The organism is Williamsia sp. (genome assembly GCF_036566845.1).
Classification (GTDB): Bacteria; Actinomycetota; Actinomycetes; order Mycobacteriales; family Mycobacteriaceae; genus Williamsia.
The window spans coordinates 1-26,159 of sequence record NZ_DATCVM010000171.1; the positions used below are offsets into that span (position 1 = coordinate 1).

The following is a 26,159-nucleotide window of genomic DNA, read 5'->3' on the forward strand; positions in this document are numbered from 1 at the left end:
CCTGCCCCGCCGGACCCGACAAACCCGCCTCGCTGGAGGTGTTGATCAAACGGCCGAACACCGGACCACCGGCCGCCTTCGACTGCGACCGCCAGTACGCCGCGGCGTTTCGGCACATCAGGAAATGCCCGCGCAGATGAACCCGGATCACCAGATCCCAGTCGTCGTCGGACATGTTGAAGAGCATCTTGTCGCGGACCAGGCCCGCGTTGTTCATCACCACGTGGAGTCCGCCGTGTTGCTCGGTCGCGACACGCATGATCTCGGTGGTGGTCGCCGCGTCGGAAATGTCACCGACCACCGGCACACCCACTCCGCCTGCGGCCTCGATCTCCGCGAGCACATCGCTGCCGTCCAGCGCGCCGGCGAGGTCGTTGACGATCACCGTGGCGCCGAGAGCACCCAGTCCGATCGCCTCGGCGCGGCCCAGTCCGGCTCCGGCGCCGGTGACCACGGCCACCCGGCCTGCCAGGCCGGTTCCGGCCTCCAGGTCACGATCGGCATTCGAATTCGCGCTCACAGATCCTCCACTCGATGTCACCAGACCGGTGAAGCCTGGGGCACACGCCGGGTGCGTCGAGACCAATGTAGAACGTGTTCTCGATTTGGGGCAACTATCGACGGTCTGTGAACTCGGGATCAGATGCCCGGTGCGCCGCAGCGGGCACACCGGACATCGCGCATCACTCCTCTACGGACAGTGCCGACTTGGGGCAACTGCTGACAACCTGACGCATCTCCTCGCGCCGCTCTTCAGGAACGTCTTCTTTCAATATGACCAGGTAGTCGTCATCATCGAGATCGAAGACATCCGGCGCCATGCCCACGCAGACACCGTTGGACTCACACAGATCGAAATCAGCCTTGATCTTCATCGCCACGAGCTTCCTTCCCTTGCCGCCATCGGCGGCCCCAGTATTGACGGACACCTACCAACACGTTAGAACGTGTTATAGAAGAGGTGCGACCGGAGCCCCCCGGCCACGCCCCCGCATGCCACCCGAAACCCTGGAGCACAGATGCGCATCGCTTACACCGACCAGCAACATGAGCTTCAGCGCGAACTTCGGGCGTACTTCTCCCATTTGATCACGCCGGAGCGCCGATTGGCACTGTCTTCCACCAGCGGAGAGGTCGGTGAAGGCAACGTCTACCGCGAGGTCGTCAGCCAGATGGGCCGTGACGGCTGGCTCGCACTCGGCTGGCCGAAAGAGTACGGCGGCCAAGAGCGTTCGATGATGGATCAGCTGATCTTCACCGACGAGGCAGCCATCGCCGGAGCCCCCGTCCCGTTCCTCACGATCAACTCGGTCGCCCCGACGATCATGCACTTCGGTACCGAGGAGCAGAAGGCAAAGTACTTGCCCGCCATCGCATCCGGGGACGTCCACTTCGCGATCGGCTATTCCGAACCGGGTGCCGGCACCGACTTGGCGTCGCTGCGCACGACCGCGGTCCGCGACGGAGACGACTTTGTCATCAACGGCCAGAAGATGTGGACCAGCCTGATCCAGTACGCCGACTACATCTGGCTCGCCTGCCGTACCGATCAGGAGGCGAAGAAGCACAAGGGTATCTCCATGCTCATCGTGCCGACCGACGTCGAGGGCTTTTCGTATACACCGGTGCACACGATGTCGAGCGTGGACACCAGCGCCACCTACTACCAGGACGTCCGGGTCCCCGCCGATTCGTTGGTGGGCGAACTGAACGGCGGCTGGCCGCTGGTCACCAACCAGCTCAACAACGAGCGGGTCTCGTTGTGCAGCGCCGCACCGATCCAAACCGCACTGCGCGAAACAATCGAGTGGGCGCAGAACACAAAAATCGCGCGTGGTGGGCGGATCATCGACTCCGAATGGGTCCAGATGAATCTTGCCAAGGTCCACGCCAAGGTCGAGTTCCTGAAGCTGATCAATTGGAACATCGCGTCGGAAGCCACCGGCGGCGGGTCGCCTTCCCCCGCCGACGCCTCGGCGACCAAGGTGTTCGGCACCGAGTTCGCCACCGAGGCCTACCGGCTGCTGATGGAGGTCCTGGGGCCGGCGGCCACGCTGCGGCCGGGCAGCCCGGGCGTCCACCTGCGGGGTCGTCTCGAACGCTTCCACCGGTCATCGCTGATCCTGACCTTCGGCGGCGGCACCAATGAGGTCCAACGGGACATCATCGCGATGCTCGCACTCGGCCAACCCCCCGCCCGCCGCTGACTTCGGACAAGGACAACAACCATGGATTTCCATCGCAGCGAGCAGAGCGCAGACCTGGCCGGTCTGACCCGCGACATCGTCACCAAGCTGGTCACCAAGGAACGGCTGGAGACACTCGAGCACCGTGGGAGCGCACCCGGCGCCCACCAGGGTGACTTCGACTCCCACCTGTGGGCCCAGTTGGCCACCTCCGGACTCCTTGCCCTCGAACTCGAAGACGGCCTCACCGTGCTCGACAACACCGCGGTCGCAGAGGAATTGGGCCGGGCCCTGGCACTGGTCCCGTTCGGTCCGGTCGCCTTCGCGGCGGTCCCGGCCATCGCCCGCTTCGGCACCGAGGCGATCAAACAGCGCTGGCTCCCAGGGTTGTCCGACGGCACCTCGATCATCACCGTCGGCCTCGACGAGGACCTCGCCGACGACCCGCTGACACCGGTTGCGAGCGCCAAAGCCGTGGGCGACACCCAGATCCTGGCCGGCGCGAAACTGAATGTGTCGTATGCCGAAAGCGCCGACGCCATCATCGTCAACGTCTCGGGTCCCCACGGCGTCCAGGTGTTCATCGTGCCGACCGATCGCGACGGACTCACCATCACCCCGACCCTGTCGACGGGTCAGGGACCCGGCGCTTTTGTCGAACTCGACGGCGTCCACGTCACCGCCGACGATCAACTCGGAGATCCCGCCGCACCGGTGACCGAGTTCCTGCGCGACCGGATGACGCTCGCGTTGTGCGCCGAACAGACCGGAATCCTCGAGCGCGCACTGGACCTGACCGCCGAATACGGCCGTGAGCGTGAACAATTCGACCGCAAGATCGGATCATTCCAGGCCGTCGCGCAACGCCTCGCCGACGCGTACATCGATGCCCGGGGTCTCAAACTCACCACCCTGCAAGCCGCGTGGTTGTTGTCCGAAGGCCTGGGCGCCGACACGGAACTCGCGACCGCGAAGTTCTGGGCGGCCGACGCCGGCCACCGGGTGGCGCACACCGCGGTCCACATCCACGGTGGTGTCGGAATCGATGTCGATCATCCCGTCCACCGATACTTCCTGCGGGCCAAGCAGAACGAGTTCAACCTCGGCTCGGCACCGGTGCAGCTGCGACGAATCGGCGCGGCGCTCGCCGCCGAACCCGCGTGAGCGGATGAGCACGCCGAATCACGTCTCACCGGCACCGGGAACGGTCGGAGCCCTGCTGGCACCACTGGTCGAGACAACCGATGCGGGCCTGTACTTCGAAGACGAGTTCGTCTGCTGGCGTGACCATCTCAGATTGTCGGCCACCCGGGCGGCGGCGCTGCGCGGGCTGATCGACACCGGAGCACCTCCCCACCTGGCACTGCTGCTCGAGAACATCCCAGAGTTCAGCTACCTGTTGGGGGCCGCCGTCCTCGGAGAGCTGGTGGTGGTCGGCCTGAACCCGACGCGCCGCGGCGCTGCGCTGGCGGCCGACATCGCCACCTCCGACTGCCAGGTCGTGATCGTGGAGAACTCGACTGCCCATCTCCTCGACAACATCGTCAACGCCGACGTCCGGGTGTTCAACGTCGACGACCCGGGCTGGGATCAGCTACTCGCCCCGTACGTCGATACCGAGCCCGACTTCGGGAGCCCGGATCCCGATGCGCTGCTGATGCTGATCTTCACCTCCGGCACCAGTGGCGACCCGAAGGCCGTCCAGTGCAGTCATCGTAAGCTCGCGGCCAGCGGGGTGATGCTGTCGAAGCGGTTCGAACTGGGCCCCGAAGACGTTGTGTACCTGTCGATGCCGATGTTCCACTCCAACGCGATCATCGCCGGGTGGATGGTGGCGGTCGCGGGTGGTTCATCGGTGGCCCTGCGCAGGAAGTTCTCGGCGGGCGCCTTCTTCGACGACGTCCGCCGCTACCGGGCCACCTACGCGAACTACGTCGGCAAGCCGTTGTCGTATGTACTGGCCACCGCGCCCCGTCCCGACGACGCCGACAATCCACTGCGAATCCTCTACGGCAACGAGGCGTCCGCGTCCGACATCGCCGCCACCACAGCTCGATTCGATGTGCGGGTGGTCGACGGCTTCGGCTCCACCGAGGGCGGCGTCGCCATCGCCCGTACCCCGGACACCCCGCCGGAGGCACTCGGTCCGTTGACCCCACCCAATCAGGTACGCAACCCAGACACCGGCGAGATCTGCGCTGTCGCCCGCCTCGACGCGTCAGGCCGGCTCATCAATGCCGACGAAGCGGTGGGTGAAATCGTCAACAGTTCCGGCGGCGGCCTGTTCACCGGCTACTACCGCAATCCCGAGGCCGACGCCGAGCGCATGCGCGGCGGCATCTATCACACCGGCGATCTCGGGTATGTCGATGAGCGCGGATACGTGTATTTCGCAGGACGACTGGGTGATTGGGTCCGCGTAGACGGCGAGAACATGGGCACCGGCCCCATCGAGCGAGTGTTGCTCCGGCATCCGTCGATCACGATGGCCGCCGTGTACGGCGTGCGAGCCGCGGTGGGCGACGAACTCGCCGCCGCGCTCGTCGCACCCCGGCTGAGTGCCGATCAGCTCACCGAGTTCCTGGCCGCCCAGCCGGATCTGGGACCCAAGCAGTGGCCCAGTCGCATTCGGCTCGTCGACGATCTCCCCCGCACCGACACGTTCAAGATCCTCAAACGCACACTCGCCGCCGATACGTCCGCACCGACGTGGGTGCGCCCCGACCGCGCCCTGGAATACGTTCCCCCACCGACCCGATGATGTGCCCTTTTGGCGAACAAAAGCCCAGGTGAGCGCCGCCAAAAGGGCACATCATCGGGGGTCGGGGGTCAGCTCCGATCGACGCGGGCCAGATACTTGGCGCGCTGCGTCTCGTCGAACTCCAGAAACATTTCGTCGAAACCGAAGTATTTGCCGTACAGGTTCTTCATGAACCGCGGCGTCACCATCCAGCCGAGAACGGTCATGCTCTGGCGTGGGATCACCACCCGGTCCCGGTTGGTCTCGATACTCCGGACGATCTCTCGGGCAACACCTTCGGGTTCGATGGGCGGCATCATCTTGGTGGTCTGGAGACCGTCTATCAGTCCGGTCTTGGTGAAGTTCGGCATCACCGCGAGAACCCGCACACCGCCGGCGCTCAGTTCACCGTCCAGGGCCTCGGAGAACGCGATCACGCCGGCCTTGGCGGCACTGTAGATACTCAGTCCGGGCAAGGGGACCAGCCCGGCGACCGAGGAGACGTTCAGGATCTGGCCGCTGCCCCGGGCGACCATACGGCGGGCGGCGAGACGACTGCCCCGCACCACCGCGAGCAGATCGATCTCGAAGTTGCGGGTGATGACCGCATCGGAGAAGTCGAGGAACGGGCCGGTCGGCATGATCCCCGCATTGTTGATCAGCACGTCGAACCTGCCGAACTCCGCGTCGACCCGATCGAGGAAGGCCGAGAAGGACTCATCGCTGGTGACGTCGAGCGGATAACCCTCGCATCCGAGATTGGCGGCCGCCTTCGCGACAACCTCTTCGTCGATGTCGCCGAGCACCACCTTGGCGCCCTTGGCCCGCAGCTCTGCGGCTGTGGCGAGCCCGATACCGCGTGCGCCGCCGGTGATCACAACCACCTTGTCTCGCAACGAGATCGCGGCACCTCTGCGGCTCCGCACCACTGCTCGCACGTTTCCGGACTTCCCCATCTGATCCCTCACCTCATCTGCTTGCGGCCACGATCGATGACCTTCTCGCGTGACCGGGCCACCGAGGCCGGGTCGAACTCGGCCATCCAGGCCTCGGAATGTCTTGCCTCGGTATCGAGTTCCGGCCCGAGCGCGTGATGCTGGGCCTCGCGATACGACGCGAGCAACGCGGAGACGGCCGTGGTGTTGTTGCCGCCGATGTCGGCGGCCAGGGCCAGCGCGGCCGGAAGGAGTTCCTCGTGGGCGACAACCTCGGTCACCAGCCCGACCCGCAGCGCGGTCTGGGCGTCGACGAAGTTGCCGCTCAGGCTGATCCGCCGCGCAAAGGCCCACCCGACCGCGGCCGGGAGGCGTCCGGTCAGGCCCCAGGCCGGGACCATCCCGACGCGGGCGTGGGTGTCGGCGAAGCGAGCCCGCTCCGAGGCGACGAGAAAGTCGCACGCCAGTGCCAGTTCCAGACCTCCGGTGACCGCGGCCCCGTTGATGGCACCGATGACCGGCTTACCCAACGGCACCCACGGGAAACCGGTTGGCGGACCGGCGAAGTTGACGTCGTCCCATCCGCCTTCGGCACCCAGTGCCTTCAGATCGACACCGGCGGAGAAGGCCGGATCGCTGCCGGTGAGCACCACCGCACCCACCGAATCGTCGGCATCTGCGGTCGCCAGCGCGCTGCGGAGCTGCGCGATGACACGACCGGTGAGGGCATTGCGTGCTTCCGGGCGATGGAGTGTCACCACCGCGGTGGCACCGGCGTCGGTCTCGATCCGCGTCGTGACTACCACGTCGTCATCACGATCGGTCATATCCCCGCACCTCCTACGCCCCTGAGATTCCCCCGGCGGCTGGAAAGCCCCCGACGGCTGTGACCATATCTGATCACAGCCGTCGGCAAAAAGAGTCGGCGCGGTACCCAGCCCCACCGCTAGCGGTCGCTAGCGGGCCTTTTGCATCCGCTCCACGGCCACGTCGTACTCGCTGACCAGGTCGTCGATGAGCTCGGCGGTGGGAGTGATGGCGTTCATCCGCCCGACGATCTGGCCGGCGGGCATCGCCACGACCCCGGGATCGTCGGCAGCCGAAATCCTGGCGTGTGCCTCGGCCACGAGAATGTTCTGCAAGGGCATCGGCAAGGCCTCGGGTGCGCCGGGGGCATCCCAGGCGTCGGTCCACTTGGTCTTGAGCAGGCGTGCGGGCTTGCCCGAGTAGATCCGCCGGCGCACCGTGTCCTTCGAGGTGGCGTTCAGGATCGCCTGCTGCACCACCGACGGACCAGCGCCGCGGACACCGAGTTGGTACTCCGCGGCGGTGAGCCAGTAGGTGCCCATCCAGACACCGCTCGTGCCCATGGCCAAAGCGGCAGCGATCTGACGACCGCTGCCCACCCCTCCGGCGGCCAGCACATGTGCGGTATCCCCAACGGCATCAACAATTTCCGGCCACAGGATCATCGACGTGACCTCTCCGGTGTGGCCACCGGCCTCGTAACCCTGCGCGATCACCAGATCCACCCCGGCGGCAACATGCCGGAGCGCGTGCTCTTTGGCGCCCGCCAGCGCCGCGACCTTCACCCCGTGCGAGTGGACGTTGGCGATCACGTCATCGGGCGGTGAGCCCAGCGCGTTGGCGATGAGCTTGATCTGCCCGTACTTGTCGGCGTGGGTCATCGCCACGTCGACGTGGGACCGGGCCACCGAGTGCAGCCACCCCAGGACACCGGCGTTGACACGATCGCCGTCGGGCAACGGAGGTACGCCGAGGTCGTCGAGGGTGCGCTCGACGAATGCACGATGTTCCGGCGGGATCATCGCGTCGAGGTCGATCTGCGAACCCTCCGTGGGGATCTTCGCGGGCATCACCACATCCACGCCGAACGGTTTGCCGTCGGTGTTCTCGCGCATCCAGTCGAGGGTGGCGTCGAGTTCCTCCGCCTCGTTGAACCGCACGCAGCCCAGGACGCCGAGACCGCCGGCCCGGCTGATCGCCGCCGCCACGTGCTCGGAGGGTGTGAACCCGAAGATGGGGTACTGGATTCCGAACTCGTCGGATAGTGAGGTACGCACGGGCGTCAGGCCTTTCGGGTGCTGGTGGTCAGGGTTTCATCGGCCGGCCGGGAGGCCGCGATTTCCGCACCCCAGCGGTAGTTCGGTTTACCTGCCGGGGACCGCTTGATCTCGTCGACAAACCACACCGACCGCGGGCACTTGTAGCCGGCGATGTCGCGGCGTGCGGCTTCGTTGATGTCGGAGAGGCCCGGCCGGGCACCGCTGCGGGTGGCCACGATCGCAGCGACCCGCTCGCCGTACCGCTCGTCGGGCACGCCGACCACCACGGTGTCGAACACGTCGGGGTGTCCTTTGAGCGCGGATTCGACCTCTTCGGGGTGGATCTTCTCACCGCCCGAGTTGATGCAGACCGACCCTCGCCCGAGCATGGTCACGGTGCCGTCGTCCTCGACCCTGGCCTGGTCGCCGGGGATCGAATACCGAATTCCGTTGTACTCCTTGAAGGTTTTGTCTGTCTTGACCGGGTCGTTGTAGTACCGCAGCGGGATGTTGCCGGTGCGCGCGAGGATGCCAACCTCGCCGGCGCCCGGTTCGATGATCGAACCGTCCTCGCGCAGAACAACTGTCGATCGGTCCTTGTTGACCCGCGGACCGCCGCCGGTGTGCGCTGTGTCCTTGGAGATCACGCCCATACCCGAGAATCCGGTCTCCGACGATCCGATCGCGTCGATGATGACCGCGTTCGGGAACTTCTCGACGAACTGGTCTTTGACGCTGGCCGAGAACAGTGCCGCCGACGACGCAACGGAGACCACCGAAGTGACGTCGTAGTCCTTTTCTTCCAGCGCATCGATCATCGGACGGCCCATGGCATCTCCGGTGATGAAGATGACGTTGACCTTGTGTCGGTCCACGATCTCCCAGGTCTGGTGGGCACCGAACTCCGGATACACGATCGCCTTGCCTCCGCCGAACAGCGCCTGGAACACCGCCCACTGAGACCCGCCGTGGATGAACGGCGGAATCGGGAAGCGCACCAGCTGACCGCCCTCGGCCCCGGTCTTGGCGAAGTGCCACTCGTCGGTGATCGCCTCACCGGAGTACCAGTCGATACCGCCACCGAGGACCCGGAACACGTCTTCCTGCCGCCACACCACGCCCTTCGGGTTACCGGTGGTGCCGCCGGTGTAGAGCATGTAGATGTCGTCGTCTGAGCGCGGTTCGAAGTCTCGCTGCGTGCCGCCGTCGGCGACGGCCTTCTCGTAGGGCAGACCGTCGACGACGGCGAGATCGAGATCCGAGCCGTCCTCGATCACGATCACCGCCTGCAGCTTCGGCGCCTTTGGTAACACGTTCGCGACCCTGCCCAGGTACTGGCGCTCGACGACCAGGACCACCATGTCCGAGTCGGTGAAGATGTGTTCGAGTTCGCTCTCGACATAGCGGAAGTTGACGTTGACCATCACGGCACGGGCCTTGAAGATCGCCACCATCGCTTCGACGGCCTCGATACCGTTTCTGCTGTACAGACCCACGGAGTCACCCGGCGCGACGCCGAGCTCGCGCAGGGTGTGCGCCAGCCCGTTGGCCCGTTGGTCGAGTTCGGTATAGGTCTCGCTACGCCCGTCGGTTTCCAGCGCCACCCGGTCGCCCATCAAGTCGACGGCATGCTCGATGAGGTCGGCAATGTTGTAAGCCATACCGACAAACTAGAACGTGTTACCGTTTGATGGCAAGGCCCCCAGAGATACAGGTCACAGGCGCCCGCGCGCGTACTTGCCATGCAAAAAACCATCACTTCGTGCGAGAAATCAGGAGCAAATCATGTCGGACGCTGCCCCCCACTGTCTTGTCGAGAAGCGCGGGCACACGTTGATCGTGACGATGAATCGTCCCGAGGCCCGCAATGCCCTGTCGAGCGACATGCTCGCGATCATGAACGAGGCGTGGGATCAGGTCGACTCGGACCCCGACATCCGCGTGGCGATCCTCACCGGCGCCGGTGGCTATTTCTGCGCCGGGGCCGACCTGAAGAACATGAACAAGAAGGCCCCCGGCGATTCCTTCAAGAAGGGCGGCTTCGACCCGAAGATGCTCGACGCCCTCCTCAAAGGCCGCCGCCTGACCAAGCCCCTGATCGCCGCGGTGGAGGGACCGGCCATCGCGGGCGGAACCGAGATCCTGCAGGGCACCGACATCCGAGTGGCCGGCCAGAGCGCGAAATTCGGTGTCTCCGAGGCCAGGTGGGGCCTGTACCCACTGGGCGGATCGGCTGTCCGGCTGGTTCGGCAGATCCCGTACACCGTCGCCGCCGACATCTTGCTCACCGGACGTCACATCACTGCGACCGAGGCGCTCGAATACGGCCTCATCGGGCACGTCGTCGCCGACGGAACCGCCCTGGACAAAGCGCTTGAACTCGCCGACCAGATCTCGGCGAACGGACCGATCGCGGTCCAGGCCATCCTCAAGACCATCCGCGACACCGAGGGTATGCACGAGCAGGACGCATTCAAGATCGATGCCGATCAGGGCATCAAGGTCTTCATCAGCGACGATGCCAAGATCGGGCCAAAAGCCTTCGCGGAGAAGCAGACCCCCGAGTTCACCGGCAAGTAGGACCGGGGCCGGCCGGACCGCCTCCGGGCATTCCGGCCGCCCTCAGACCGTCGGGGTGCCGTAGCAGAGAAATCCGACGACGGTCTCGACGGTCTCCTCGACATCGAGTTCGGCGGTGTTGTCGAGCATCCGCGGCAGGACTGCGGCGAGCAGGCATGACACCATCGCCTCGCCGGCGTACTCCACGTCGAGGTCCTCGCGTAGGTAGCCGTCATCCACCCCGTGCCGGAAGTACTGCCCACACAACTGACCGAGCTGAACATAGCTACCGGTCAGCAACTCGAGGGAGGCCTCGTCGATACCCGGCGCCTCCATCACCACAAACGTCAGCACGTCGGGACGCTTGTCGACGTAGTCGACGAGCCTGCGCACGAGCGACTCCATCGCGGCCACGAACTCGGTCTCGTCCCGCGGGCCCGGGCGGTGCAACTCGGCGATGGCGGCGAGTTCGGCCAGCTCGCGCTCCAGGACTGCGTCGAGCACATCGCGTTTGCTGTCGAAGTAGTTGTAGAACGTGCCGTGACTGCAGCCGATCCGGGCGACGATCTCGGCGACTCCCACGGCGCTGTAACCGTATTCGATGAACGTCGACAGGGCAGCGTCCAGCAGCTGGCCACGACGGAGCCGGGTCCGTCGGGTATCCGTACGAGCTGTCGGCTGACCCATCACTCCCTATCCGTTGACGGCAGGACGCTTCATGATTCCATGGAACGCCAGGTCTGTGGCCGCGCCGACCAATCGCGCGCGTTTGTCCGGATCACTCTCGCCACGCAGCGTCATGACAACTCCGGGCAGCGCCAGCATCATGACCAACCGGGCAACGATCCGGCTCTGCGGTTCGGTCAACACGAACCATTCGTTCTCCACTGCCCGCTCCAGCGCCCTGACCACCAGCGAATTGATCAGGGACTCGAGCCCGACCACCCTCGCCTTGAGTTCTTTGTCGATCGCACTGGCCTGGATCCCGATCAGCTTGAGGATCGCCGGATCATCATCGACCAGCCGGTAGAGCCGGTCGCCGATGACCTGGATATTCGCCGCCATATCCCTCGCCGTCTCCGCTTCGGCGGCGAGCAGTTCGTAGGGATCGACCGTCGCGAATGTCTTCTCGACGGCCCAGTCGAAGACCATGTCGAGCAGTTCCCGCTTGCTGTTCACATAGCGGTAGACGGTGCCCTGCCCCATACCCGCCCGCTGCGCGATATCGGCGATACTCGTTCCGTCGTAACCCTTTTCCGTGAGGACCGCGAACGCGGCCTCGACGATCTGGGTACGCCGATGATCGGCGAGCCCCTCGATCTTGGGGCGTCCACGAGGCCGGCGCGGCGGAACGTCGGAGGTCATTGCCGGACGATCAGGCTCTCAGCACGCGGCTGGCCAGGAATCCGACGTACCCGATCAGGCCGACATACCCGACCGTGCGGGTCAGCTTGTTGGCGATCGCCAGACCGATCAGGGTCTCGCAGGCACCGTTCGAGTAGGTCCACCGGGTGGTGTTCTCGGGGAACGCCGGCTTGGTGATCGGCTCGAACAGCTTCGGGCTGATGAAGTGCGCAACCCCGGTGGCAGCCAGCCCGAGGCCCAACACCCTCGGCAGGATCGCGTTCCGCGGCGCTGCGGGGGCACCTTGTTCCAGAGCGTTTGTCATTCTTCACCTTTCGTCTGCGTCAACACTATCGAAGCCAACAACCGAGTCGGCCATCGGTGAACCCTGACCGTGTCAACGTGTCTGCACCCGGGAACCCGGTCGTTCCGATTCGGCCGGCAACCTGATTGGCGCGCTGCGGAATTCGTAGTCCCGCATATTGACGTCGCGGCTCTCCCGCCGGGCCTCGAACAGACTGGTCGGCCGGATGTACGGCATGTCGCCCTGCGAGTTGACGTAGTAGGTGCGCAATCCCTTGTTCAACGTGCCGAAGTAGTACGCGATGTTCGCCCCTGCTCACGCACTTTTCTGTGATATCGCTCGTGGGCTGTTTGTGACACTTCGGCAATCTGGTGCCCTTCCCGGCGTGCATGATCGATCACGTTGACCGCATGACCTGACGAGATCTCCACCAATTCATGCCATCCGGTCCCGATCCACGAATACGGACCCACGAGCATCCACCGGTTCGGGAGCCCGGGCACCGACACGGACTGATAGGCCTGCAACCGCTGCGTGTTGTAGAAGTCCGCGAGGTCGAAGCCGCCGCGGCCGACGACCGCCCCGTGGTGGTAGCTCTCGGGATCGGAGAACAATTCATATCCCGTCGCCAGGACTATCGCATCGACATCCCGCTCGACACCGTCGGCGGTCCGGATTCCGTGCGGTGTCAGGGTTGTGATGGCACTGGTGACGAGTTCGACGTTGTCGCGGTTGAAGTTCGGGACGTAATCGTTCGAGAGAGTCGGACGTTTCCCCAACACCCCATAGGACGGTGCCAGCTCCGTCCGCGTCCGTTTGTCCTTGACGATCGCGCGCAGGTAGGCCCGGTACACGCCGCGACCGACCGCGTCGAATGCGCGGGCGCCGGGACGAAACAGCGCCTTGGGCGTCTGGTAGACGACCCGGAGGACCGTCTCGACCACCACATTCGTGGCGAAGGCGATCGAGGTTCCCACACCCCGGATCCGCAGACCCCGCCGCATCCAGGGCCTCATCGCCATATCCGGTTTCGGCAGGCACCACACCGGAGTGCGCTGAAACACCGAAAGCTGCTGCACAACAGGGGCTATCGACGGCGAGATCTGCACCGAGCTCGCGCCGGTGCCGATCACCGCCACCCGCTTGCCGGACAGGTCGTAGTCGTGATCCCAACTGTCCGGCCGCAGGATCTCTCCACGGAAGTCACCGAGACCATCGATACCGGGATCGTCCTTCGCATGGATGTAGGCGCCGATGGCGGAGATGACAAACCGGCCGGTGATCACCCCGTGACCGTCGGTGTGTACCTCCCACCAGCCATTCCGCTCGTCCCAGACCTCGCGGACGACACACACACCGAACCGGGCGCGCGCACCGAGTTCGAACTCGGCGGCCACCTCCCGGTGATAGGCCAGCACCTCGTCGCCCTTGGGGAACATCCAACTCCAGTCCGGGTTCTTCCGGAACGAGTACTGATAGCAGAATCCCGGAACATCCACCCCCAGCCCCGGATAGTGATTATCTCGCCAACTGCCTCCAAAACCGTCGCCACGATCGAGAATCAGAAAATCCTCGATACCCCTCGTAGTCAGCTGAGCCCCGGCGCAGATACCCCCTGGACCTGCGCCGATGATGATCACTTCGTGGTCAGGCCGAATGGTGTTCACGTCCCGCTCCCCTCCACCTTTAACAGACTGACACATCAGTTATGCGAAGTCGAACGGAGCGAGACGTGTGCCCACCGTCAGATCAGGTCCCCCGCCACACCATCTCGCCCGCGGGCGCCGCGCCAGTTCTCGATCTCCACACCCATCGGCGTCGACGGCGCCGCGTCTTCGTAGATCCACTCCCGGACGATCGAACCCCAGGGCGCGGTGGCTTCGAGTTGCCCGAGGAGTTCGCACACACTGAGTTCGGTCCGGCGAGAGAACACATGAGCTTCGAGTAGGCCTTGGCGCTGGATCTGTCGAAAGTGCCCCGATCCGGGCAGGACAGCGCGGGCGAATGTACGCCGCGCGACCTCTGCGGTCACGGTCGACCGCTGCGACGACAGGTGCCACCCGGCCACCATGCGCATGTACTCCGCGAACTGATCCATCGACATCGCCTCTTCGTCGAGGATGAATCCGCCGTCGACCGCCAACCGGTAGACGTCCTCATCACGACCCTCGATCAGGGCCCCGAAGATGTTGCGCTGCAGCGCAACATCCGACTCATCCATGGTCAGGTAGAGGCCGAAGTCGAGAAACCCGACCTTGCCGTCCGCCAGCACAAGAACATTTCCCGGATGCGGATCCGCGCAGAACTCGCCGCGTGCGTACACGCCGCCGCAGTAGAAGCGGTACACCGCCTCCCCGATGCGGTCCCGGGCCTCCGCAGGCAATCCGCGGGCCTGTGCAAATCCGATCCCATCCAGGTACTCGGTGACCAGGACCTGATCGGTACTGAACTCCGCATGGGGCCGCGGGATCCTCCAGGCCGGGTGGCCGGCGTAGAAGTCATGGACCCGTTGATGATTGGCGAGTTCGGCCACGTAGTCCAGCTCCGCCAGAATTCGCCTCGACACCTCCGCCACCACGTCGTCGAGGTTTGCGGCCGGCATCCGGCTTCGGCCCATCTTCACAATCAACGCGAGGTTCTTCAGATCCGCCCGGACCGACGATTTCACATGGGGATATTGGACTTTCACGGCAACACGACGATCACCGTCCAGGGTTCCGAGATAGACCTGTCCGATGGACGCCGCCGCGATCGGCGTCGGCTCGACATCCAGCCGGGCCATCCTCGCCGGCCCCAGCGACGATTCCAGGACCGCCATCATCGCCTTGTCGTCCACTGCCGGTGCCCGGTCGAACAGTGGCGCGAGGCGGGCGGTGAACTCCTCCCGGGTGGCCTCCGAACTCAGGCCCACATCGAACATGGCCAGGAACTGCCCCAGTTTGAGGGCGGCACCTTTCATGGTCCCGGCAACCATGACCAGTTCGTCGGCGAAGCGGAGTATCTGTTCGTCCTGTTTGCGCGCCCTCGCGTCGGCATCGGCCTTCGAACCGATCAGCTTGCCGGTCGCGCTGCGGACGGCATGACCGGCCACCACCCGGCCGATCTTCTGTCCCCTCGCGAGGCGCACTCCCACCTGGCCCGACGACTTGGGATCTATCGGTGAATCCGGCACGTTCGCGACTCTACGCACCCACAACCCGCCGCGACCATGATGTTTCCGGACATTCACTCCGCGAGATACCTCATGGATCAGCCACCCGCACAAGGGAGGGGGGGTTCCCGCACATTCGCGGCCTGATGTGTATCGCGCCACACCGCACTGCAGACCCGCGACCGCGTGGATAAGGTCACCGTGCGCCGGTCACGAGACCGCGCACAACATCACAGATCGGGGATCAATCATGGGTTCAGTCGGAACCATCATCGGCATTTACCAGCTCTACCAACTGCTTTCGTCACTCGGTCTGTTCTGAGCGACGGGCGGAGGCCCCGGCGGGTCCGTCCTACGCCGGCCCGCCGGGCCTCGCGCCACCGAGACGGACGAAATTTAGAACACGTTCACCTCAGACCAGGGCACCGAGCCGAGCGATCTGATCCGGGTCCCGACTGGTCACCATGAGCATGGTGACGCCGGCCTGCTCCCAGCGTTTGATCTGGCGTCGAACCTCGTCCTCGTCGCCCACGATCATGGTCTCCCGAACCATCTCGTCGGGAACCGCCGCAACCGCTTCCTCCTTGCGCCCGGACAGGAACTTCTCACCGATCTCACGAACCACGTCGCCGTACCCCATCCGGGTGTAGACCTCGGCGTGGAAGTTCTGGCCCTTCGCGCCCATCCCACCGACATACAGGGCCGTCGTCGGCCGGTAGGCGTCGATGACCGCGGCGACGTTGTCGGTGATCTCGACCTGGACCGTGGCCGCCACCTCGAAGGTGTCGCGAGTGCGGCGCGCACCGGGCCGGGCGAAGCCTTCGGCGAGCCACGACTCGTACATGTCCGCGAGCCGGGGCGTGTAGTAGATGGCAAGCCATCCGTCGGCGATCTCGGCGGTGAGGGCAACGTTCTTCGGCCCCTCCGCCCCGAGCCAGATGGGCAGGTCAGCGCGTAGTGGATGGGTGATCGGCTTGAGTGATTTCCCGAGTCCCGTAGACCCGGCGGCCTGCGGCGGATAGGGCAGCGGATAGTGCGGCCCGGCATTGGTCACCCGATCCTCACGGGCCAGCACATCCCGGATCACCTGAACGTACTCACGGGTCCGCGCGAGCGGTTTGGCAAACGGCTGCCCGTACCAGCCTTCGACCACCTGCGGACCCGAGACCCCCAGCCCGAGGATGTGCCGGCCGCCGGACAGGTGGTCGAGTGTCAGTGCCGCCATCGCCGCGGAGGTCGGGGGCCGCGCCGACAGTTGCGCGATGCCGGTCCCGAGCTTGATCGTCGACGTCTGCGACCCCCACCACGCCAGCGGCGTGTACGCATCGGACCCCCACGACTCAGCGGTGAACACGGCCTCGTATCCCGCGGCTTCGGCGGCCGCGATCAAAGCCGGCGCGTCGGGGATCGGCGAAGCGCCCCAGTACCCCAATTGCAGACCGAGCTTCATCCCTGGCGACCTCCTGTTTCGACCGACCCTTGCGTGACAATCTAGAACCTGTTCTACTCGATTCTGTGAGCGTGAGCCAGATATCCGCAGGATTTGCCGCCGTTGTCGCCCCGATCGAGAACCCCGACGACCCCGTTCTGTCCGCCCCATTGCACAACGCCTTCGACTACACCCGCTCGCTCGGGCCGGTCCTGGGTCGTTTTGCACGGGGGCTGCTGGACGGCAAAGTCATCGGGGGGCGTAGCGCAGACGGCACCGTCTACGTCCCCCCGGTCGAGTTCGACCCCGTCACCCGCAATCAGATCGACGAATTCGTCGAGGTGTCCCCGGTGGGCACCGTGACATCGTGGACCTGGATGGCGGACCCGATCGAGGGGCAGCCTCTGTCGACACCGTTTGCGTGGGCCCTGATCCGCCTCGACGGCGCCGATACGAGCCTGTTGCACGCCGTCGCCGCGAACGGGCCGGATGACCTGAGCACGGGCGTCCGGGTGCACGTGGTGTGGAAGTCGGAGCGCACCGGGCGGATCGACGACATCGACCACTTCGCGCTCGGCGAAACACCGGATCCAGTGCCCGCCAACACATCCGATGTCACCCTCGGCGACAACCCCATGATCACCACACCGATCGAACTGACCATCGACCACACCGCCTCCATCGAGGAGACCTGGTATCTCCAGGGCCTGAAGGAAGGCAAGCTCTACGGCGGACGCACCGGACCGGATGCGCCCGTGTACTTCCCACCGCGCGGCGCCGACCCGACCAACGGGCATCCGACCGGAGAGAAGGTCGAACTCGCCGACAAGGGTGTGGTGACCACATTCTGCATCGTCAACGTTCCCTTCCTCGGGCAGCAGATCAAGCCGCCGTACGTGGCCGCGTACGTCCTGCTCGACGGCTCCGACATCCCGTTCCTGCACCTCATCCTCGAGACCGAGGCTGCCGATGTGCACATGGGCATGCGGGTGGAGGCCGTCTGGCGCCCACGCGAGGAGTGGGACCACACGTTGCGCAACATCAGCCATTTCCGTCCGTCGGGTGAACCCGACGCCGACTACGACTCCTACAAGGATCACCTGTGAGCACATACCGCGAGATCCCGCCGATCGCAGTGATCGGCTTTGCGCACAGTCCGCATGTCGACGAGACCTTCGGCACCACCAACGGCGTCGAGATGCTGGTGCCCTGCTTCCAGAAGCTCTACGCCGACCTCGGGATCACCCGCACCGACATCGACTTCTGGTGTTCCGGATCATCGGATTACCTTGCCGGGCGAGCATTTTCGTTCATCTCCGCGATCGACTCGATCGGCGCGGTACCACCGATAAACGAATCGCACGTGGAGATGGATGCCGCCTGGGCGCTCTACGAGGCCTGGGTGAAGATCGCCACCGGCGAAGTCGATGTCGCACTCGCGTACGGGTTCGGAAAGCCGTCGGCCTCCAACACCGACCAGGTGCTGGCACTGCAGACCGATCCGCACACCGTCGCCCCGCTGTGGCCCGACGCCCGGTCACTCGCCGCGTTGCAGGCCCGGGCCGGCCTCGACTCCGGGGCCTGGACCGAAGCCGACATGGCGGCGGTCGCCGCCCGGCACACCGGCACCTCGGTGGACGAACTACTCCGGTCCGACTACGTCGCCGACCCGCTTCGCGCCCATGATGTCTGCCGCTACACAGACGGCGCCGCCGCGATCATCCTGGCCAGCGAACACCGGGCCCGCGAACTGGTCGCCCGGCCGGCGTGGATCACCGGCTGGGACCATCGGATCGACACCCCGAACTTCGGCGCACGCGACCTGACGAAGTCCCCGTCGACGAAGCTCGCCGGCGACACCGTGCTCGGCAAGAACCGCAAGGTCGACGTCGCCGAGCTGCACGCGCCCTACAGCCATCAGGAACTGATCCTGAAGTCCGAACTCGGACTGGATGATTCGGTGGTCATCAACCCGTCCGGCGGAGCACTGGCGGCCAATCCGCTGTTCTCGGCCGGACTCGAACGCATCGGATTCGCCGCCACCACGATCCTGGGCGGCAACGCCGACACCGCGCTGGCGCATGCCACCAGCGGTCCACTGCTGCAGCAGAACATGGTCGTCGCCCTCAGTGGCCGGGCTGACCGGGAAGGCGAGAACTGATGGGGCGCTATCGCGCGGCGGTGCTCGGCACCGGGCAGACCAAATACGTTGCCAAACGCCATGATGTGTCGATGGCCGGCCTCTGCCGCGAAGCCATCGACAAGGCCCTGACCGACGCCCAGGTGTCGATGGACGACATCGACGCCATCGTCATCGGCAAGGCACCCGACCTGTTCGAGGGCACCATGATGCCCGAGCTCGCGCTCGCGCAGTCACTGGGCGCCGAGGGCAAACGGCTGATCCGGGTCCACACCGCCGGGTCTGTCGGTGGCTCCACCGCCAACGTGGGGGCTTCGCTGGTCACCTCCGGGGTGCACCGCCGGGTACTGGCCATCGCATGGGAAAAGCAGTCGGAGTCGAATGCCATGTGGGCGTTGTCGATTCCGGTCCCCTTCACGATGCCCGTCGGCGCCGGCGCGGGTGGCTTCTTCGCCCCGCACGTCCGTTCATACATCCGCCGGTCCGGTGCTCCCGACCACATCGGCGCGATCGTCGCGGCCAAAGACCGCCAGAACGGTGCCCTCAACCCCCTGGCCCATCTCCACCAGCCCGACATCACGGTCGAGAAGGTGATGAGCTCCCAGATGTTGTGGGATCCGATCCGTTACGACGAGACCTGCCCGTCCTCCGACGGCGCCTGCGCGGTTGTCATCGGCGACGAGGAGACCGCGGACGACGCAGTGGCCCAGGGCATCCCGGTGGCCTGGATCCACGCTTCGGCGATGCGCACCGAACCGCTGTCGTACTCGCACCGCGACACCGTCAGCCCCCAGGCCGGACGCGATGCCGCCGCGGCGCTGTGGAAGGCCGGCGGCATCTCCAATCCACTCGAAGAGATCGACGTCGCCGAGATCTACGTACCGTTCTCATGGTTCGAACCGATGTGGCTCGAGAACCTCGGCTTCACGCCCGAGGGCGACGGCTGGAAGCTCACCGAGGCCGGGGAGACCGCCATCGGCGGAAAACTCCCGGTCAACCCGTCCGGCGGAGTGTTGTCGTCGAACCCGATCGGCGCCTCCGGCATGATCCGATTCGCCGAGGCCGCCATCCAGGTCCAGGGCAAAGCGGGCGATCACCAGGTGGCCGGCGCACGCAAGGCACTCGGCCATGCATACGGTGGAGGTTCGCAGTACTTCTCGATGTGGCTTGTCGGCGCCGACAAGCCCACACACTGAGCGGGCCACCGAGACGAGCCGAACCACATGACGGAGACACCCATGACGGAGACACCATGACCAGGGCAGAACCGGCCTACATGAACATCGACCGCGCGAACAATCCCGCGGTCGTCGCGGGCCGGCTGTCCCGCGAATACGTGGGCTCCCGCAACAAGGCGGCGTGGGTGAACCTGTTCGCCGAAGACGGGATCGTGCAAGACCCCGTCGGCCCCTCGATGTTCGACGAAGAAGGCATCGGCTTCACCGGCCATGAGCGCATCGCCGCGTTCTGGGACATGTCGATCGCCGCCACCGAACAGATCGAGTTCATGTTCGACGAGGAGATCATCTGCGGCAACGAGGTCGCGTACATCGGCAAGATCGTGTCCCACATCTCCGGCCACGTGTCCGAGGCCCGCGGCGTCTTCACCTACCGCGCCAACTCAGACGGAAAACTCACTGCGCTCCGGGCCTTCTGGGAAGTCGAGAAGACGATCAACTCGGTACGCAAAGCCTGACTCACCAACCACCACCGACCGGGCCTCAAACGCCGCCGACCGGGCCTTTCCGAGCATCGACCGTGCCGAAGTTGCTCTCCACGGGAGCTTCTCGGCACGGTCATTTGCAATTATGGCCCACTCGGCGGCGACAAGAGCCCGCTCGACGGAGGATAAGACACGGTCGGCGGCGACAAGAGCCCGCTCGACGGCGGGTGGGAGGCGTCTGCAGACAGCAATGTGGCCCCACCCTTACCAGGGTGGGGCCACATCGTCATTCACGCTCAGTGGGCGACGGGGCAGCCGGTTCCGTAGTTGACCGTCATCTCCTTGACGCCGTTGATCCAGCCCGACCGCAGTCGGCGGGGCTCGGCGAGCTTGGTGATGTCGGGCATGTGGTCGGCGATGGCGTTGAAGATCAGGTTGATCTCCATCCGTGCCAGGTTGGCTCCGATGCAGTAGTGCGCACCGTGTCCACCGAATCCCACGTGCGGGTTGGGATCTCGCAGGATGTTGAACTCGAAGGGCTTTTCAAAGACATCTTCGTCGTAGTTCGCCGATCCGTAGAACATCCCGACGCGCTGACCCTTCTTGATCTCGACGCCGCCGAGGATCAGGTCATGACGGGCGGTGCGCTGGAAACAGTTGACCGGGGTGGCCCAGCGGACGATCTCGTCGGCAGCGGTCGCCGGACGTTCCCGCTTGTACAGCTCCCACTGTTCCGGATTGTCGATGAAGGCATTCATGCCGTGGCTGATGGCATTTCGGGTGGTCTCGTTGCCGGCCACCGCGAGAAGCAGCACGAAGTAGCCGAACTCGATCTCCTCGAGCGACTGCCCGTCGATGTCGGCGTGGACCAGCGCCGTGACTATGTCTTCTTGCGGGTTCTGCTTGCGCTGCTCGGCCATCGTGTAGGCGTATCCGAGGAGTTCGGCCGAGGCGATCTGCGCCGGGCTCAGTTCCTGGCCTTCGACGGGCTCGTTGAACTCGGGATCGTCGGTGTTCATCATCGTGTTCGACCAGTGGAACAGCCGCTCGCGATCTTCCGCGGGAACGCCGAGCAGGTCGGCGATGGCCATCAGCGGCAGGTTGACCGCCACATCCTCGACGAAGTCGCCTTCGCCCTTGGCCGCCGCATCGCGGGCGATCTTCTGTGCGGCTTCTTCGAGGGACTCCTCGAGCGCATGAACTGCCTTGGGCGTGAACAGCTTCGCCACGAGCTTGCGCAGGCGGGTGTGCTCCGGCGGATCGTGGTTGATCAGCAGCGCCTTGGTGATGTCGATTTGTTCGGTCGTCATCTCTTCGTCGAACCGCATGATCACACCGTTTTCGTTGGTGGACCAATCGTCGTTGCTCTTCGACACCGCCCGAACGTGCTCGTGCTTGCTGACGACCCAGTACCCACCATCGTGGAAGCCACCGCCCTTGCCCTCTTCCTGGGCGTTCCACCAGACAGGCGCGGTCTTGCGCAATTCCGCGAACTCCCGGACAGGGATACCTTGCTCCAACAGGTCAGGACTGGTGAAGTCGAACCCCTCTACGAATGGGCACACCTTCTCGGCCTGCGTCATTGCGTTCCCCTCATCCTCTACGTGAACGTGTTCTAGTCGATCGTAGAGCACAATGGTCAGCAGGGCCACTACCTGCTGTAATAGGACTTGTGTCCAGTTGGCAACTTGTTCTAGTTTTGTATGGACAACACGCTTTTTCGCCGCATGAGAGGAAATGACATGGGAACACCGGTGATCGTCGAGGCGACCCGCTCCCCGATCGGCAAACGAGCGGGATGGCTGTCGGGGCTGCATCCGGCGGAACTGCTCGGAGCAACCCAGAAAGCACTTGTGGAACGGGCGGGAATCGACCCGCACGAGGTCGAGCAGGTCATCGGCGGCTGCGTGATGCAGGTTGGTGCGCAGTCGAACAACGTGACCCGCACCGCGTGGCTCCACGCCGGGCTTCCCTGGCAGACCGGCGCGACGACCGTCGATTGCCAGTGCGGATCGGCCCAGCAGGCCAATCATCTGATCGCGGGCCTGATCGCGACGGGCACCATCGACGTCGGCATCGCCTGCGGTGTCGAGTCGATGACAACGGTGCCGCTCGGAGCCAACGTGATGCTCGAAGGTGCCGGGACCCGGCGTCCCGACTCCTGGGACATCGACATGCCCGACCAGTTCAAGGCCGCCGAACGCATCGCGACGCGACGCGGGATCACCCGGGCGGACGTCGACGCCCTCGGCCTGCGCAGCCAGCAGCTGGCCAGGCAGGCCTGGGACGAGGGCCGCTTCGACCGGGAGATCTTCTCCCTGAAGGCACCGGAACGGACCAAGGAGGGCGAGCTGACGGGCACCGTCCTCGACGTCGCCCGTGATCAGGGATTGCGCGACACGACCCTGGAATCGCTGGCCAAACTCAAGCCGGTCATCGAGGGCGGCATCCACACCGCGGGAACTTCCTCGCAGGTCTCCGACGGAGCCGCCGCCGTCCTGATCATGGACGAGGACAAGGCCAAGGCGCTGGGGCTCACACCACGGGCCCGTTTCGTCGCGCAGGCGCTCGTCGGCGCCGAGCCGTACTACCATCTCGACGGACCTGTGCAGTCGACCGAGCGGGTGCTGGCGAAGGCCGGCATGTCGATCTCCGACATCGACCGCTTCGAGGTCAACGAGGCGTTCGCGTCGGTGCTGCTGTCCTGGGCCGACGTCCACAAGCCCGACATGGACAAAGTCAACGTCAACGGCGGCGCGCTCGCGCTCGGACATCCCGTGGGATCCACCGGCGCCCGCCTGATCACCACCGCGCTGCACGAACTGGAGCGGTCCGATTCGTCCACCGCGCTCATCACGATGTGCGCAGGTGGAGCGTTGTCCACCGGCACCATCATCGAACGGATCTGAGGTCTGATGCCCCCGCAGGAAACCCCCAAGGCCCTCAACTCCAAAGCCGTCGGTTCCGTCATCAAGCTCGGATCACGTTTGAACACGCGGATCTACAAGATGAGCGGGGGCAGGTTCGGGTCGAAGTGGCGGGTCGGTGCAGGCTTCAAGAAGCCGGTCCCGGTCATCCTGCTGACGACCATCGGCCGCAAATCCGGGAAAGCCCGCACGGTTCCGCTGCTCTACCTGCGCGACGGCTCCGACGTTGTGGTCGTCGCGTCGCAGGGTGGCATGGCGTCGAATCCGGCCTGGTACCTGAATCTGTCAGCCAATCCCGATGTCACCATCCAAGAGGGGTCGGCGACCACGGTCATGCGGGCCCGGGAGGCGACAGACACCGAGCGAGCGCGACTGTGGCCGCAGCTGGTGGAGATCTACGCCGACTTCGACACCTACCAGGGCTGGACCGATCGCAAGATCCCGGTGATCATCTGTCAGCCGAAGTGATCTCGTCACCGCGGCCGGAGGCATAACCGCCAAGAGTTCATCGGCGGGTCGGCAAGAATTCTCTGCCGGGGTGACCCGATTGCATCCTCGGGGCCGGTGGGTATGCCAGGATTTGTGCGCGATGACAACAATCCCTGATTCCCAGTCCCCCGTCTCGACGACCGGCCGGACCCAGCCGTCGCGCCGCGCGTTCCTCGGCGGAGCCGCCGCCTCGACCGTCGGTGTCCTCGGGACGGTCTATGCCGGGCGCGCCGCTGCCGCCGATCCCGCATCCGGCGCCGTGTTCCGCCACGGCGTCGCGTCGGGCGATCCGCTGCCGGACCGCGTGATCCTCTGGACCCGCATCACGCCCACCGACGACGCCACACCGGGGTCCGGACGCGGCGGCTCGGCCTCGGTGGCCTGGGATGTCGCAACCGATCCCGGCTTCGCGTCGGTGGTCTCTTCGGGGACCGCGGATACGGGCCCCGACCGCGACCTCACCGTCAAGGTCGACGCGGGCGGCCTGGCACCGAACACCCGGTATCACTACCGTTTCCGTGTGGTCAGCGGACCGGCGGCCGGTGCCGTGTCACCGACCGGTCAGACGAAGACCGCTCCCGAGGCGGCCGCGGACGTGGCTCGGGTGCGATTCGGTGTCGCTTCGTGTTCCAACTGGGAGGCCGGATACTTCAGCGCCTACCGGCATCTGGCAGCACAACCCGACCTCGACGCGATCGTCCACCTCGGCGACTACATCTACGAATACGGCGTCGGTGAATACGTCGGTCACGACAGGTCTGTGCGTGAGCACCAGCCACCGCACGACATCGTCTCCCTCGCCGACTACCGAATCCGGCACGGCCAGTACAAATCCGACGCCGACCTGCAGGGCGCGCATCGCAGCGTGCCGTGGATCTGCACCTGGGACGACCACGAATCGGCGAATGACGCGTACGCGTCGGGCGCCGAGAATCACAGTCCGGCCCAAGGTGATTGGTCGGTGCGCAAGGCGAACTCCGAACAGGCCTACTACGAGTGGATGCCGGTCCGTCCCGAAGTCGACGCGAATGGCCGCCATCTCTATCGCCGCCTGCGTTTCGGGAACCTGCTCGAGCTGTCCATGCTGGATCTGCGGACGTACCGAAGCGAGCAGCAGTCGATGACGTCGGCGGCGACCGACAGTCCGTCCGCGACGATCACGGGTGCGGCACAGATGTCATGGCTGACCGGCGGAGTCGTCTCCTCGCCGACCGCGTGGCAGATCATCGGAAACCCGGTGATGATCAGTCCCATCCTGATCCCCCCGCTTGAGCCGAAGACCACCGCTGCGCTCACCGAACTACTCGGTGTCCCGCAGGCGGGCATCCCCTTGAACGCCGACGCCTGGGACGGGTACACGGCCGACCGCAAACGCCTCTACCAGGCATTACGCGACAACAACATCGACAACGCGGTGTTCATCACCGGCGACATCCACATGTCGTTCGCCAGCGAACTGCCCGCCGACGCCGCCAACTATCCCGGCGCCGGGACCGTGGGCACCGAATTCGTCGTCACCTCCGTGACCTCGAACAATGTCGACGACATCGTCGGAGTACCCGAGTACACAGCGGGCACGGTCGCTGCCGGTGCACTCACCACCGTCAACCGCCATCTGCGATGGGTCGACACCGATGCGCACGGCTATTCGGTGCTCACCGTGACCCCCGCTGCCACACAGATGGATTGGTTCTTCATCACCAGCCGGGAAGACCCGCGTTCGGGCCAGCGGTACGCCCAGTCCTGGCGGGTGCCCAACGGTGCCAAAAAGATACAGCCAGCGGCCGGCCCGGTGCGTTGATCCGCTATTCGGGCTGATCGGGCGCCTGGCCCAGATGAAGCCTGTTGCCGTCCGGATCTGCGACCTCGGCCACCCGTTCGCCCCAGGGCATATCTGCCGGAGGTGAGACCGCGGTCGCGCCGGCACCGACCGCGGACTCGAAAGCCTGGTCACACCGCTCGACGTACAGCCACAGGGACACCCGTCCCTGGGCCTCGGCAGACGGCACCGTCGGATCAGGGGAAACGCCCAGGCTCTGGGTTCCGAGTCGGAGTGAGACATACTGCGGCTCACCGTCTTCCGGGAACCGGTAGACGATCTCTGCGGCGAATGCGGTGCGGTAGAACGCCACGAGCCGAGTTAGGTCTCCACTGGACAGAATCGGGAACAGTTCCCGAACGGCGGTACTCATGGTCGATCCCCTTTTCACCGGCCCCGGCCATCGG

Annotated in this window: 26 protein-coding genes; 11 read left to right on the forward strand and 15 right to left on the reverse strand. The window is 65.3% G+C overall.

Annotated features, from left to right (window positions below; all coding sequences use genetic code 11):
• Positions 1-520 (reverse strand): SDR family NAD(P)-dependent oxidoreductase (locus tag VIQ49_RS16340; RefSeq protein WP_331886455.1); only part of this gene is annotated, 520 nt, incomplete at its 3' end.
• Between the two features lie 163 nt (positions 521-683).
• Positions 684-875 carry a ferredoxin gene (locus tag VIQ49_RS16345; protein WP_028462875.1) on the reverse strand — a complete coding sequence of 64 codons (192 nt, stop codon included), beginning with the start codon at positions 873-875 and terminating at the stop codon, positions 684-686.
• A gap of 144 nt (positions 876-1,019) precedes the next feature.
• Here VIQ49_RS16345 and VIQ49_RS16350 point away from each other — a divergent pair, with 144 nt between their 5' ends.
• Genes VIQ49_RS16350 through VIQ49_RS16360 form a run of 3 tightly spaced genes read left to right on the forward strand, consistent with a single transcriptional unit; the run spans position 1,020 to position 4,947 of the window.
• Entirely contained in the window at positions 1,020-2,207 is a 1,188-nt protein-coding gene (locus VIQ49_RS16350) for an acyl-CoA dehydrogenase family protein (RefSeq protein ID WP_331886457.1), read from the forward strand.
• Between the two features lie 21 nt (positions 2,208-2,228).
• Positions 2,229-3,350: an acyl-CoA dehydrogenase family protein gene (locus VIQ49_RS16355; protein ID WP_331886459.1), complete on the forward strand. Its 1,122-nt coding sequence runs from the start codon at positions 2,229-2,231 to the stop codon at positions 3,348-3,350.
• A 4-nt stretch (positions 3,351-3,354) separates the two neighbouring features.
• Positions 3,355-4,947: a long-chain-fatty-acid--CoA ligase gene (locus VIQ49_RS16360; RefSeq protein WP_331886461.1), complete on the forward strand. Its 1,593-nt coding sequence runs from the start codon at positions 3,355-3,357 to the stop codon at positions 4,945-4,947.
• Positions 4,948-5,015: 68 nt separating this feature from the next.
• On the opposite strand, the gene VIQ49_RS16365 is transcribed toward VIQ49_RS16360, so the two are convergent.
• From VIQ49_RS16365 to VIQ49_RS16380, 4 genes are all read right to left on the reverse strand, one after another.
• A complete protein-coding gene (locus VIQ49_RS16365; protein ID WP_331886463.1) occupies positions 5,016-5,882 on the reverse strand; it encodes an SDR family oxidoreductase in 867 nt (288 codons plus the stop codon).
• An 8-nt stretch (positions 5,883-5,890) separates the two neighbouring features.
• The gene (locus VIQ49_RS16370) at positions 5,891-6,688 is read right to left on the reverse strand and encodes an enoyl-CoA hydratase (RefSeq protein WP_331886465.1); all 798 of its coding nucleotides are present in this window, start codon (positions 6,686-6,688) and stop codon (positions 5,891-5,893) included.
• 129 nt (positions 6,689-6,817) lie between these two features.
• Positions 6,818-7,945, reverse strand: coding sequence for a nitronate monooxygenase family protein (locus VIQ49_RS16375; protein WP_331886467.1), 1,128 nt, complete (start codon positions 7,943-7,945; stop codon positions 6,818-6,820).
• Between the two features lie 5 nt (positions 7,946-7,950).
• Positions 7,951-9,588, reverse strand: a complete 1,638-nt coding sequence (locus tag VIQ49_RS16380; protein ID WP_331886469.1) for an acyl-CoA synthetase — start codon at positions 9,586-9,588, stop codon at positions 7,951-7,953.
• 124 nt (positions 9,589-9,712) lie between these two features.
• Between VIQ49_RS16380 and VIQ49_RS16385 the strand changes: the two genes are divergently transcribed.
• Positions 9,713-10,507, forward strand: coding sequence for a crotonase/enoyl-CoA hydratase family protein (locus tag VIQ49_RS16385; RefSeq protein WP_331886471.1), 795 nt, complete (start codon positions 9,713-9,715; stop codon positions 10,505-10,507).
• A gap of 42 nt (positions 10,508-10,549) precedes the next feature.
• Here the strand turns inward: VIQ49_RS16385 and VIQ49_RS16390 are convergent, their stop codons facing one another.
• From VIQ49_RS16390 to VIQ49_RS16420, 7 genes are all read right to left on the reverse strand, one after another.
• Positions 10,550-11,173: a TetR/AcrR family transcriptional regulator gene (locus VIQ49_RS16390; RefSeq protein WP_331886473.1), complete on the reverse strand. Its 624-nt coding sequence runs from the start codon at positions 11,171-11,173 to the stop codon at positions 10,550-10,552.
• Positions 11,174-11,179: 6 nt separating this feature from the next.
• Positions 11,180-11,851 carry a helix-turn-helix domain-containing protein gene (locus VIQ49_RS16395; protein ID WP_331886475.1) on the reverse strand — a complete coding sequence of 224 codons (672 nt, stop codon included), beginning with the start codon at positions 11,849-11,851 and terminating at the stop codon, positions 11,180-11,182.
• 10 nt (positions 11,852-11,861) lie between these two features.
• Positions 11,862-12,155 carry a hypothetical protein gene (locus VIQ49_RS16400; RefSeq protein ID WP_331886477.1) on the reverse strand — a complete coding sequence of 98 codons (294 nt, stop codon included), beginning with the start codon at positions 12,153-12,155 and terminating at the stop codon, positions 11,862-11,864.
• A 72-nt stretch (positions 12,156-12,227) separates the two neighbouring features.
• Positions 12,228-12,416 carry a hypothetical protein gene (locus VIQ49_RS16405; RefSeq protein WP_331886480.1) on the reverse strand — a complete coding sequence of 63 codons (189 nt, stop codon included), beginning with the start codon at positions 12,414-12,416 and terminating at the stop codon, positions 12,228-12,230.
• Complete coding sequence (locus VIQ49_RS16410) at positions 12,413-13,801, reverse strand: NAD(P)/FAD-dependent oxidoreductase (protein WP_331886483.1); 1,389 nt, start codon at positions 13,799-13,801, stop codon at positions 12,413-12,415. Before VIQ49_RS16410 ends, VIQ49_RS16405 begins: the two co-directional genes overlap by 4 nt.
• A 77-nt stretch (positions 13,802-13,878) precedes the next feature.
• Positions 13,879-15,267 (reverse strand): ABC1 kinase family protein, encoded by a 1,389-nt coding sequence (locus tag VIQ49_RS16415; protein ID WP_414731648.1) that lies wholly within the window; start codon positions 15,265-15,267, stop codon positions 13,879-13,881.
• A 430-nt stretch (positions 15,268-15,697) separates the two neighbouring features.
• The gene (locus tag VIQ49_RS16420; RefSeq protein ID WP_331886487.1) at positions 15,698-16,735 is read right to left on the reverse strand and encodes an LLM class F420-dependent oxidoreductase; all 1,038 of its coding nucleotides are present in this window, start codon (positions 16,733-16,735) and stop codon (positions 15,698-15,700) included.
• A gap of 65 nt (positions 16,736-16,800) precedes the next feature.
• On the opposite strand from VIQ49_RS16420, the gene VIQ49_RS16425 reads away from it, so the two are divergent.
• The 4 genes from VIQ49_RS16425 to VIQ49_RS16440 are packed head-to-tail and all read left to right on the forward strand — an operon-like array spanning position 16,801 to position 20,550.
• Positions 16,801-17,820 carry a Zn-ribbon domain-containing OB-fold protein gene (locus VIQ49_RS16425; RefSeq protein WP_414731646.1) on the forward strand — a complete coding sequence of 340 codons (1,020 nt, stop codon included), beginning with the start codon at positions 16,801-16,803 and terminating at the stop codon, positions 17,818-17,820.
• Positions 17,817-18,875, forward strand: a complete 1,059-nt coding sequence (locus VIQ49_RS16430; protein ID WP_331886489.1) for a thiolase domain-containing protein — start codon at positions 17,817-17,819, stop codon at positions 18,873-18,875. Before VIQ49_RS16425 ends, VIQ49_RS16430 begins: the two co-directional genes overlap by 4 nt.
• Positions 18,875-20,050, forward strand: coding sequence for a thiolase domain-containing protein (locus VIQ49_RS16435; RefSeq protein ID WP_331886491.1), 1,176 nt, complete (start codon positions 18,875-18,877; stop codon positions 20,048-20,050). The genes VIQ49_RS16430 and VIQ49_RS16435 overlap by 1 nt, the downstream gene beginning before the upstream one ends.
• Positions 20,051-20,106: 56 nt before the next feature.
• A complete protein-coding gene (locus VIQ49_RS16440) occupies positions 20,107-20,550 on the forward strand; it encodes a nuclear transport factor 2 family protein (protein WP_331886493.1) in 444 nt (147 codons plus the stop codon).
• A gap of 263 nt (positions 20,551-20,813) precedes the next feature.
• On the opposite strand, the gene VIQ49_RS16445 is transcribed toward VIQ49_RS16440, so the two are convergent.
• Entirely contained in the window at positions 20,814-22,100 is a 1,287-nt protein-coding gene (locus VIQ49_RS16445; RefSeq protein ID WP_331886495.1) for a cytochrome P450, read from the reverse strand.
• 159 nt (positions 22,101-22,259) lie between these two features.
• On the opposite strand from VIQ49_RS16445, the gene VIQ49_RS16450 reads away from it, so the two are divergent.
• The 3 genes from VIQ49_RS16450 (at position 22,260) to VIQ49_RS16460 (ending at position 25,734) form a co-directional block, all read left to right on the forward strand.
• Positions 22,260-23,426 (forward strand): steroid 3-ketoacyl-CoA thiolase, encoded by a 1,167-nt coding sequence (locus VIQ49_RS16450; RefSeq protein ID WP_331886497.1) that lies wholly within the window; start codon positions 22,260-22,262, stop codon positions 23,424-23,426.
• A 6-nt stretch (positions 23,427-23,432) separates the two neighbouring features.
• On the forward strand, positions 23,433-23,912 hold the full coding sequence (locus tag VIQ49_RS16455) for a nitroreductase family deazaflavin-dependent oxidoreductase (RefSeq protein WP_331886499.1): 480 nt from the start codon (positions 23,433-23,435) through the stop codon (positions 23,910-23,912).
• A gap of 121 nt (positions 23,913-24,033) precedes the next feature.
• Positions 24,034-25,734, forward strand: a complete 1,701-nt coding sequence (locus tag VIQ49_RS16460) for an alkaline phosphatase D family protein (protein WP_331886501.1) — start codon at positions 24,034-24,036, stop codon at positions 25,732-25,734.
• A 4-nt stretch (positions 25,735-25,738) separates the two neighbouring features.
• Here VIQ49_RS16460 and VIQ49_RS16465 read toward each other — a convergent pair whose 3' ends face one another.
• Positions 25,739-26,125 carry a VOC family protein gene (locus VIQ49_RS16465; RefSeq protein ID WP_331886503.1) on the reverse strand — a complete coding sequence of 129 codons (387 nt, stop codon included), beginning with the start codon at positions 26,123-26,125 and terminating at the stop codon, positions 25,739-25,741.
• Between the last annotated feature and the right edge of the window lie 34 nt (positions 26,126-26,159).